The organism is Pseudomonas sp. FW300-N1A1 (genome assembly GCF_058789115.1).
In genome coordinates this window covers 40,474-50,675 of sequence record NZ_JBYTBK010000028.1, presented here as the reverse complement: position 1 = coordinate 50,675, position 10,202 = coordinate 40,474, and the positions used below count along the sequence as shown (strand labels likewise).

Annotated in this window: 9 protein-coding genes; 5 read left to right on the top strand and 4 right to left on the bottom strand. The window is 59.7% G+C overall.

Translation table 11 applies throughout. The annotated features are described in order from the left end of the window. The first annotated feature begins 343 nt into the window (after window positions 1-343). Window positions 344-1,234 carry an EamA family transporter RarD gene (rarD, locus tag AC3WQN_RS18385; RefSeq protein WP_103401724.1) on the top strand — a complete coding sequence of 297 codons (891 nt, stop codon included), beginning with the start codon at window positions 344-346 and terminating at the stop codon, window positions 1,232-1,234. A gap of 60 nt (window positions 1,235-1,294) precedes the next feature. Here the strand turns inward: rarD and hppD are convergent, their stop codons facing one another. Both hppD and AC3WQN_RS18375 read right to left on the bottom strand, forming a co-directional pair. Beyond that, window positions 1,295-2,371 (bottom strand): 4-hydroxyphenylpyruvate dioxygenase, encoded by a 1,077-nt coding sequence (hppD, locus tag AC3WQN_RS18380; RefSeq protein WP_103401712.1) that lies wholly within the window; start codon window positions 2,369-2,371, stop codon window positions 1,295-1,297. A 250-nt stretch (window positions 2,372-2,621) separates the two neighbouring features. Next, window positions 2,622-3,572: a DMT family transporter gene (locus AC3WQN_RS18375; protein WP_103401711.1), complete on the bottom strand. Its 951-nt coding sequence runs from the start codon at window positions 3,570-3,572 to the stop codon at window positions 2,622-2,624. A gap of 268 nt (window positions 3,573-3,840) precedes the next feature. Between AC3WQN_RS18375 and AC3WQN_RS18370 the strand changes: the two genes are divergently transcribed. The 3 genes from AC3WQN_RS18370 to AC3WQN_RS18360 all read left to right on the top strand — a co-directional run bounded on the left by AC3WQN_RS18370 (window position 3,841) and on the right by AC3WQN_RS18360 (window position 6,975). Next, entirely contained in the window at window positions 3,841-4,713 is an 873-nt protein-coding gene (locus tag AC3WQN_RS18370) for a LysR family transcriptional regulator (protein ID WP_103401710.1), read from the top strand. Window positions 4,714-4,828: 115 nt separating this feature from the next. Beyond that, window positions 4,829-6,364 (top strand): EAL domain-containing protein, encoded by a 1,536-nt coding sequence (locus AC3WQN_RS18365; RefSeq protein WP_103401709.1) that lies wholly within the window; start codon window positions 4,829-4,831, stop codon window positions 6,362-6,364. A gap of 248 nt (window positions 6,365-6,612) precedes the next feature. Continuing rightward, a complete protein-coding gene (locus AC3WQN_RS18360) occupies window positions 6,613-6,975 on the top strand; it encodes a histone-like nucleoid-structuring protein, MvaT/MvaU family (protein WP_095079200.1) in 363 nt (120 codons plus the stop codon). 178 nt (window positions 6,976-7,153) lie between these two features. Here AC3WQN_RS18360 and AC3WQN_RS18355 read toward each other — a convergent pair whose 3' ends face one another. Then, window positions 7,154-7,690 (bottom strand): DUF4946 domain-containing protein, encoded by a 537-nt coding sequence (locus AC3WQN_RS18355; RefSeq protein ID WP_103401723.1) that lies wholly within the window; start codon window positions 7,688-7,690, stop codon window positions 7,154-7,156. Window positions 7,691-7,866: 176 nt separating this feature from the next. Here AC3WQN_RS18355 and gloA point away from each other — a divergent pair, with 176 nt between their 5' ends. Further along, window positions 7,867-8,388: a lactoylglutathione lyase gene (gene gloA / locus AC3WQN_RS18350; RefSeq protein WP_103401708.1), complete on the top strand. Its 522-nt coding sequence runs from the start codon at window positions 7,867-7,869 to the stop codon at window positions 8,386-8,388. 144 nt (window positions 8,389-8,532) lie between these two features. Here gloA and ahpF read toward each other — a convergent pair whose 3' ends face one another. Beyond that, the gene (gene ahpF, locus AC3WQN_RS18345) at window positions 8,533-10,095 is read right to left on the bottom strand and encodes an alkyl hydroperoxide reductase subunit F (protein ID WP_103401707.1); all 1,563 of its coding nucleotides are present in this window, start codon (window positions 10,093-10,095) and stop codon (window positions 8,533-8,535) included. Between the last annotated feature and the right edge of the window lie 107 nt (window positions 10,096-10,202).

The following is a 10,202-nucleotide window of genomic DNA, read 5'->3' as shown; positions in this document are numbered from 1 at the left end:
CGGTTTTGGGGCTGCTACACAGCCCAGCGCGAGCAAGCTCGCTCGCCACAGGTTCAGCTCGCACATTTTGTGTTCCCTCTGATCAGCGCCAATACAGGGTCTGCACATCGCTCCATCAGCAGTGAACACCGCACCGTGGCGAGCGAGCTTGCTCGCGCTGGGGGGTGAAGCGCCCCCGACAAGACTATTGCGGGGGTTCAGATAAACCGGGTGACCGGTTTTGGGGCTGCTACACAGCCCAGCGCGAGCAAGCTCGCTCGCCACAGGTTCAGCGCACATCCGCCAGGCAATCCACGCTATCCTCTGCCCTCTTGAATTTCCCCCCGTGCTTGGCGAGGACTGCGTGTCTAAAGGTATCGCTCTATCGGTGTCAGCCTCGGTGCTGTTCGCCGTCATGTATTACTACACCTCCCTGCTGTCGCCACTGGACGGCGTGGAGATCTTTGGCTGGCGCATGCTGCTGACCGTGCCGTGCATGACGGTGTTCATGCTGGTGTCCGGCGAATGGAAACGGGTCGTCGAAATTCTGCGTCGGGTCGCCGGCAAACCGGCGCTGCTGGGTGGCTTGCTGCTGTCGTCGGCCTTGCTCGGCGTGCAGCTCTGGCTGTTCATGTGGGCACCGCTGAACGGCCACAGCCTGGACGTTTCGCTGGGCTACTTCCTGCTGCCCCTGACCATGGTACTGACCGGGCGCATGGTGTATGGCGAACGGCTGTCGTATCTGCAGAAAATTGCGGCGTTCCTGGCCACCCTCGGCGTGCTCAACGAGTTGTATCAGGTGGGCAGTTTTTCCTGGGCGACGCTGCTGGTGGCCATCGGATACCCCACCTATTTCGTGCTGCGCCGACGCCTGGCGGCGGACAACCTCGGCGGTCTGTGGCTGGACATGGCGCTGCTGCTGCCCGTGGCCTATTGGGTCGTGCACCATGGCGAACAAGGCTTTGGGGTGTTCGATCAGCACCCGTGGCTGTCGTTGCTGATTCCCGTACTCGGGATCATCAGTGCGTCGGCGCTGGTGGTGTACATCATCGCCAGCCGCCTGTTGCCATTCAGCCTGTTCGGGCTGCTCAGCTACGTCGAGCCGGTGTTGCTGCTGGGGGTTGCGCTACTGCTGGGAGAGAGCATCAAGGCGGGGGAATGGCTGACCTACATTCCGATCTGGTTGGCGGTACTGGTGCTGGTATTCGAGGGCTTCAAGCATCTGGTCCGGCAACAACGAAAATCGATGTCATAAACCAGAACGCCCGGTCAGGCTTGAAACCTGACCGGGCGTTTTTTTTACAGCGTCAGAACCTTACTCGGTGGCCAGCACACCACGGCGGACCTGATCGCGCTCGATCGATTCGAACAGCGCCTTGAAGTTGCCTTCGCCGAAACCATCGTCGCCTTTGCGCTGGATGAATTCGAAGAACACCGGCCCCATCAGGGTTTCCGAGAATATCTGCAGCAGCAGGCGCTTGTCGCCGTCCTCCGAAGAGCCATCCAGCAGAATCCCGCGCGCCTGCAGCTCGCCCACCGGCTCGCCGTGGTTCGGCAAGCGGCCTTCGAGCATTTCGTAGTAGGTCTCGGGCGGCGCGGTCATGAAGCGCATGCCGATGCTTTTCAGGTGATCCCAGGTCTTGATCAGGTCATCGGACAGGAACGCAACGTGCTGGATGCCCTCGCCGTTGAACTGCATCAGGAACTCTTCGATCTGCCCCGCGCCCTTGGACGACTCTTCGTTGAGCGGGATGCGGATCATGCCGTCCGGCGCGGTCATGGCCTTGGAGGTCAGGCCGGTGTATTCGCCCTTGATGTCGAAGTAGCGGATCTCGCGGAAGTTGAACAGCTTCTCGTAGAAGTTCGCCCAGTAGGCCATGCGGCCGCGGTACACGTTGTGGGTCAGGTGGTCGATGATCTTCAGGCCCGCGCCGACCGGGTTGCGGTCAACGCCCTCGATGAACACGAAATCGATGTCATAGATCGAGCTGCCTTCGCCAAAACGGTCGATCAGGTACAGCGGCGCGCCGCCGATGCCTTTGATCGCCGGCAGGTTCAGCTCCATCGGGCCGGTCTCGATGTGAATCGGCTGGGCGCCAAGCTCCAGTGCCCGCTTGTAGGCCTGTTGCGAGTCCTTGACGCGAAACGCCATGCCGCACACCGAAGGACCGTGTTCGGCCGCGAAGTACGAGGCCACGCTGTGGGGTTCGTTGTTAAGGATCAGGTTGATCGCGCCCTGGCGATACAGGTGCACGTCTTTGGAACGGTGGGTCGCGACCTTGGTGAACCCCATGATCTCGAAGATCGGCTCAAGGGTGTTCGGGGTTGGCGATGCCAGTTCGATGAACTCGAAGCCCATCAGGCCCATTGGGTTTTCGTATAAATCTGCCATGGTTGGCGCCTCATCATGCTTTTTATGGAATTAACGGATCGTTAGTTTCGAGCAATGCTGAGTGCGACAGGTGGCGCGCAGGAGATCCCTCGCACACTGCGGGCGAGAAAATCACCGTAGATCAATTGGAACCCAAATATCTTCATTGTCGACCCAAGGCTTTTACGGGCGAGGCTTCTGCTGCCAGAAGACGTTATTCTTATATGCGTAACCCGATTCTACACAGCGTAAAACAGTTTGTCCGCCTTCTCTATAAAATCCCCCTTTTTCGCGCCCGTGCAAAGGGTTTGTTGCACAGGTAGATGCCCAGCAGAATCACCCCACCGCCCAGGTACATCGCGCCGCTCATCTGCTCGTCGAGCAACAGCGCGCCCAGGATCACCGCGGTCAGCGGGTTCAACGCGATAAACACCCCGGAGCGGGTGGCGCCGATCTGGCGGATCCCGTCGTAGTAGCCGATATAGGCCAAAGCCGACCCCAGCATGCCCAGGTACAACAGGCTCGACCACTGCCCCACCTGCAGGTCGAGGAGCGCCTCAAGGCTCACCTCACCCCGCACGGCACTGGTCGCCCAGAGCATCAGGGTACCCAGCACAATGGAATAAGTGACCGTGTGCAGCGGCCCCAGCGCCTGATTCAGCCCCCTGGAACACAACGAATAGACGCCCCACCCCAGCACGCAACCGAGTATCAGCGCATCACCCAGCCAGGTACTTGCCGCCGACCCGTCAAGCGCCGAGGGATCGCGCCCGAGAATGACCACGCCGGCGCCGACCAGGCACAGTGCGATGCCGACGACCTGGATCCTGTTCAGCCGCTCCTTGAACAACAACCACGAGGCCAGGCCAATCACGGCCGGGTTGAGCGCCACGATCAGCGACGCCCGCGACGCATTGATCAACTGCAAACCGTAAAAGAAGCACAGGTTATAGAAGAAGATCCCGAAGAACCCCAGCAGCGCCAATTGCCGCCACTGCCTGAATGTCGGGCGTACCAGCGGGATCCGCGCCACGGCCATGAACAGCAGCAGTGCCAGGCTCGCCAGCAGGAACCGCAAGCTGGCGGCCAACAACGGCGTCAGCCCGTCCGCCAGGAACCGGCCGGCCACAAAGGTGCCGCCCCAGATCATCGTGACCGCGGCCAGTTTCAGGTAGACGGGCACATCCGACTCACGGGAACGGCTCTGGACAAGGCTTTTCATGAGACTCCTGAGAAAAAAGGCGCGCTGATGGCGCAATGATGTTCAGTTAAGGAGCACAGGTCGCATTTGTAGGAGCAGCCGGTCGACGCTCGAGTGCTCGCGATGGACGTTAACGATTACGCGTGCTTTCTGAGTAACCACGTTGCCCTTGAGTTCATCGCGAGCGCGCTCGCTCCTACAAAAGTCGGCGTTCACTTAACTCACTGGCATTGCGCTGATGGCGTATTCTTTACCTCATGATCGATCATCGTAAAATGAGCATTCACTCATGACACTGACCCAACTCGAGATATTTTCCCGGGTGGCCGAACTGCAAAGCTTCACCAGCGCGGCCAACCGCCTGGGCATCAGCCAATCGGCGGTGTCCCACGCCATCAAGTCACTGGAGCAGGAGTTGGGCGTCGAGTTACTCAGAAGGCATCCGTCCCGGGTTGAACTGAGCGACATCGGCCAGCCGTTGCTGCTGCGTGCCCGGGCCATGCTCGGCCTGGCCAGCACCTTGCGCCAGGAGGCGGCGGATGCCCGTGGCATGAAACGCGGCACGCTACGCATCGGCTCTTTCGGCCCGACCGCTTCGATCAAGCTGCTGCCAATGATATTGCAGCAGTACCGCGCCACCTGGCCCGGGATCGAGGTACACATTGATGAGGGGCCTGACCGACAGGTCATGCAGTGGCTGGAGGAGCGGCGCATTGATGTGGGCTTTGTGGTGCTGCCCGAGGAACGCTTCGACACCTTTGCCCTGGTCGAAGACCAGATGGTGGCACTGCTCCCGCAACACCACCCCCTCGCCCAACGTGACAGCCTGCGTTTGAGCGACCTGTGCCATGACCCGTTCATCCTCACCGAAGCCGGCTCGGCGGAACTGGTGTCGCGCTTGTTCAGTGCGGCCCGGCTGACACCGGATATCCGCTATCGCAGTTCGCAGTTGCTCAGCACCCTGGAAACCGTCAGTCGCGGTGACGCCCTGACGATCGTTGCCGAAGGCTCGCTGCCCGATACCCCACAGCCACGCTATGTGAAGCGGCCACTGTCACCCGAGGTCAAGCGCCAGGTCGGGCTGGCCGTACTGGACGAGCGCCAGGCATCACCGGCCACGCTGGCGTTCATCAAGCTGGCACGGCAGCTGGATTACCGTTGAAAAGCACAAACGCCAAGCGCCATCTATCATCCCCGGTACCAACGTTCTGCGGGGGACACATGCCCTTGCCACGCCTGCATTTGATTGCCCTACTCCATCGTCACAGGTTTCACCCATGCCGCTGACCCTCAAGCCCCGCCGCAAACCCGCCGTTCGCACTGTCATCACCTTGTTGGCCGGCCTGGTTCCCGTGCTGTTGGGCGCGATCATTCTGCACATGCAAGCCGAATTCCGGCTGACACAAAACACCCATCAGACCGCCGTCGAAGCTGTGCGCCAGTTCGACCTGATGCTCGACAACACCGCCCACGCGGCCCAGGTGCTGCTGCCCCTGGCCGGACAGCCCTGCGCCGATGTCACGCTGGCCTTGCGTGAACAAGTCACGCGCCGGCCTTTTGTGCGCTCGACCAATCTGGTGTGGGACAACACCCTTTATTGCAGTTCATTGTTTGGCGACTTCAAGGAAAAGGTCGATCCGGGCGAGTACACCCAAGGCAAGTTATGGTTGATGAACGGCAATCCGGTCACTCCCGACACCGCACTGCTGGTGTATCGCCTGAGCGAGGGCCGGCAAGGCGCCCTGACCACGCTGGATGGCTATCACCTGAGCAATGTCCTGCGCCTGATCGGTCGCCAGACCTTGTTGCGGCTGCAAGTCGGTGACAGCTGGTTGACGGTCGATGGCAAGGTCCACGAGACCCCGCCTCCCGAGTTGCCGGTCGCCCGCAGCAGTCTGCAGTCCTCACGGTATGCCTATGGCGTGGAAGCCGGCTTTCCAGAGGGTGAAGTCTGGCGTTACATGGCCAGTGAATACCCGCCACTGTTCAGCCTGCTGATTTTCTTTGGCGTGATCGCCGGCACCATCGCCCACTGGCTGCAAAAACGCGCGTCGTCGCCCAGCCTTGAATTGCAGCGCGCACTGGAGGCCGGCGAATTCGTCCCCTACTTTCAGCCTGTGGTGCATGGCGACAACAAACAATGGGCCGGGGTCGAAGTCCTGATGCGCTGGAAGCATCCGAAAGAAGGCGTGGTGCCTCCCGACCTGTTCATTCCATTCGCCGAGCATTCGGGCCTGATTGTTCCGATGACGCGCTCGCTGATGCGCCAGACCGCCGCCTTGCTTGCGCCCCATACCCAACACTTGAATGAATTGTTCCATATTGGCATCAACATCACCGCCAACCATTGCCAGGACCTGGCACTGGTCGACGACTGCCGGGAATTCCTCGCAGCCTTCTCGCCGGGCTCAGTGGCGCTGATTCTGGAGCTCACGGAACGCGAGCTCATTGTCCCTTCCCCCGTGACCCTTCAACTGTTCGAGCAACTGCATGAGCTGGGGGTGAAGATTGCAATCGACGACTTCGGCACCGGGCACTCCAGCCTGGGCTACTTGCGCCAGTTCAATGTGGACTTCCTGAAAATCGATCAGAGTTTCGTGGCGATGATAGGGGCCGATGCCTTGTCCGGGCATATATTGGAAAGCATCATTGAACTCTCCGGAAAACTCGATCTGGGTATCGTCGCCGAAGGCGTGGAAACGCTGCAGCAGAGTGACTATCTCGCCCAGCATGGGGTCAACTTCCTGCAAGGCTACCTGTATGGTCGCCCCATGCCCGGTGCAGACTTCATTATCGAGCTCAAGAATCACTAAGCCCTCGGTAAAACTGCCCTGGGAAGTAACCGACCCATGATTAGGCACACACCATTGCATCAAACCGTCAAGCAATCTTACATCTTGAAAAAGACATGATTTACTCCGAGCCCATTAACTACTACAATTTTTCCTGCCTGAGCAAGATTGGCAGGTGAGCCACTATCCCCCCGAGTCGCTACAAGGCTCTTGGCTTATAGCTTTGTTGGCGGTATGTATCAGCCAAACACACTATTGGAGTAAAGATATTGTCCAGACTCGCTGAATTTCGTGCAGCTGAAAAGGCCCTTCAAGAACAGCTCGCGCAGCTGGAATCGCTAAAGAACGACGCCGGGCTGAAGAAAGAAATCGAATTCGAAGAAAAGCTCCAGGGGCTGATGAAAACCTACGGCAAGAGCCTGCGCGACATTATCGCCATCCTCGACCCGAACCCTAAGTCCGGCCTGCAGCTGGCCGCCGCCCCCAAGACCCGCCGCGCGCGCGTGGTCAAGGTTTATCAGAACCCGCACACCGGTGAGCTGATCGAAACCAAGGGCGGCAATCACCGCGGCCTGAAAGCCTGGAAGGAACAATACGGCGCCAGCACCGTTGATTCCTGGCTTCGCGCTTAAGTCTTCGACGCCACGCCAAAAGCCCTGCACATGCAGGGCTTTTTCATGCCAGGCATGATCGTCGATCTAGTTGCAAAAGCCGATAAATCCCGAGGCGTCACGAGATAACTTTTTATATAGTCCATTTGGATAATCGCGCTGCGCCAAGCCGCTGAAACCACAGGCCCGGCGCCCCCCATCAAAGTTTCAAACTATTTCGAAAGTCCTGTATTTCATCCTGGCTTTTTGCATAAGCCTCAGCCTGGCCGGCATAGGAGAAAACATAGACCTTATCGCCATCTAGCGCAGCGACCACGGTTTGCGACAACAGGGCCTGACCATTACGGGTAACCGTGCAGGTGGTTTCCAGGGCCGATAACCGGCTCAATGTAGCGGAATGGATCTTGTTGCACACACTCTGATAGCCGCCTCGAAAAAAGTCCTTCTGTATCGACTTGCGCATTTCCAGCAAGACACCCTGCACATTGACTTCATGCCCGACTTCAACCTGGCTCATGGTCAACTCCATGACCAACACTGGATCACCATTTTCATCGATTTTTGTCGCACGTTGCCTGACGACCTGCGGCGAAGTGGCTGCGGATTCCGCCTCTTGCGTCAGTGCTTGCACCTGCCAGCCACTGGGCCAGGCGATCTCGGGAAGTGCCGGCTGTGCACTCGCGACAGCCGAAAACAGACAGGTGAATACGAACAGGGATTTATACAGTCGGATCATCACGCAGAACACTGGCGGGGCGAACGTCAAAGTCTGAGCCCAGGCGCTCGCCCAGGCAATAGCCCAAGGTTTTACTTTGGCGCAACCCGGTCCGTTGCGTATCATTGGCACACCGCAAGCCCAAGGACAGTTACTGTCCGCAGTGTCGTTTGCCCCACTTGTTTTCCGGAGGGCCCATGAGCCTGCACGAACTGAATACCTTCCCCGGCGTCACCGCCCAACCTGACACCGCCACCCAGCAATTCGTCTTCAACCACACCATGCTGCGGGTCAAGGACATCACCAAGTCCCTGGACTTCTACACGCGTGTCCTGGGCTTCACCCTGGTTGAAAAGCGTGACTTCCCGGAAGCCGAATTCAGCCTGTACTTCCTCGCGCTGGTCGACAAGCACCAGATCCCCGCCGACGCGGCGGCCCGCACCCAGTGGATGAAGTCGATCCCGGGCATCCTGGAGCTGACCCACAACCACGGCACCGAGCATGACGCGGATTTCGCTTACCACAACGGCAATACAGACCCACGCGGTTTCGGTCATATCTGCATTGCCGTCCCCGACATTCGCGCCGCGTGCGAGCGCTTCGAAGCCCTGGGCTGTGACTTCCAGAAACGCTTGAATGACGGCCGCATGAAGAGCCTGGCCTTCATCAAGGACCCGGATGCGTACTGGGTTGAAATCATTCAGCCGGCGCCGCTGTAACCCCCGCCACATTCCCTCTGTAGGAGCGAGCGTGCTCGCGATAAGCCTCAGACCGCCGCGGGGGGCCAGCCTTCCCGCGTGATCGTTGGCGACCATCGCGAGCACGCTCGCTCCTACAAGGTTTTGTGTTTTCGGCGCAGGCCTTTATGCAGGGGCCGAGGTGCGGATCAGGTGGTCGAAGGCACTCAGCGATGCCTTGGCACCCTCGCCCACCGCAATCACGATCTGCTTGTACGGCACGGTCGTCACGTCGCCAGCGGCGAACACACCCGGGATCGAGGTCTCCCCCCGGTTATCGACGATGATCTCGCCCCGCGGCGACAGTTCGACGGTGCCCTTGAGCCAATCGGTGTTGGGCAGCAAGCCGATCTGGACAAAGATCCCTTCCAGTTCCACATCCAAGGTCTCGCCTGACTGACGATCCTTGTAACGCAAGCCGTTGACCTTCTGACCGTCACCGGTGACTTCGGTGGTTTGTGCATTCGTGATCACGGTGACGTTCGGCAGGCTGTGCAGCTTGCGCTGCAGGACGGCGTCGGCGCGCAATTGCACATCGAACTCCAGCAGGGTCACGTGGGCGACGATACCGGCCAGGTCGATCGCCGCCTCAACGCCGGAGTTACCACCGCCAATCACCGCAACGCGCTTGCCTTTGAACAGCGGACCATCGCAGTGCGGGCAGTACGCCACGCCCTTGTTGCGGTATTGCTGCTCACCCGGCACGTTCATTTCACGCCAGCGCGCACCGGTGGCCAGAATCACGGTCCTGGCCTTGAGGCTGGCACCGCTGGCAAACCTCACTTCGTGCAACTCGCCCTGTTTGCCCGGCACCAGGGTGTCGGCGCGTTGCAGGTTCATGATGTCGACGTCGTACTGCTTGACGTGCTCTTCCAGCGCTACCGCCAGCTTCGGCCCTTCGGTCTCCTGCACGGAAATGAAGTTCTCGATGGCCATGGTGTCCAGCACCTGGCCGCCAAACCGCTCGGCGGCAACACCGGTGCGAATCCCCTTGCGGGCGGCGTAGATCGCCGCCGACGCACCGGCCGGGCCACCGCCGACCACCAGCACGTCAAAGGCCTCCTTGGCGCTGATTTTCTCGGCCTGGCGCTCGATGGCGCTGGTGTCGAGTTTGGCGACGATTTCTTCCAGGCCCATGCGACCCTGGCCGAAGTTGACGCCGTTCAGGTAAACGCTGGGCACCGCCATGATCTGGCGTTCAGTGACTTCGTCCTGGAACAGCGCACCGTCGATGGCAACGTGACGGATGTTCGGGTTGAGCACCGCCATCAGGTTCAGCGCCTGGACCACGTCCGGGCAGTTCTGACAGGACAGCGAGAAGTAGGTCTCAAAGTTGAACTCGCCTTTGAGCGAGCAGATCTGTTCGATCAGCTCACTGCTGGCCTTCGAAGGGTGACCGCCGACTTGCAGCAAGGCCAGCACCAGCGAAGTGAATTCGTGGCCCATGGGAATGCCGGCGAAACGCAGGCTGATATCGGCACCCGGGCGATTGATCGAGAACGACGGTTTGCGTGCATCGTTACCGTCGTCGCGCAAGGTAATCAGGCTGCAAAGACTGGCAACGTCTTTGAGCAGCGCGAGCATTTCCTGGGATTTCGCACCGTCGTCGAGGGAGGCGACGATCTCGATCGGCTGGGTGACCCGTTCCAGGTATGACTTCAACTGGGCTTTAAGATTGGCGTCCAACATACGGGCGATCTCCTTTATTCGGTTCTTGAAAAAACAACGCCCGGGCAGATTCGCCCAGGCGTTTTTTGGGGCGATGCGGTTTACGTGCTCAAGAGCTCATCGCCCCC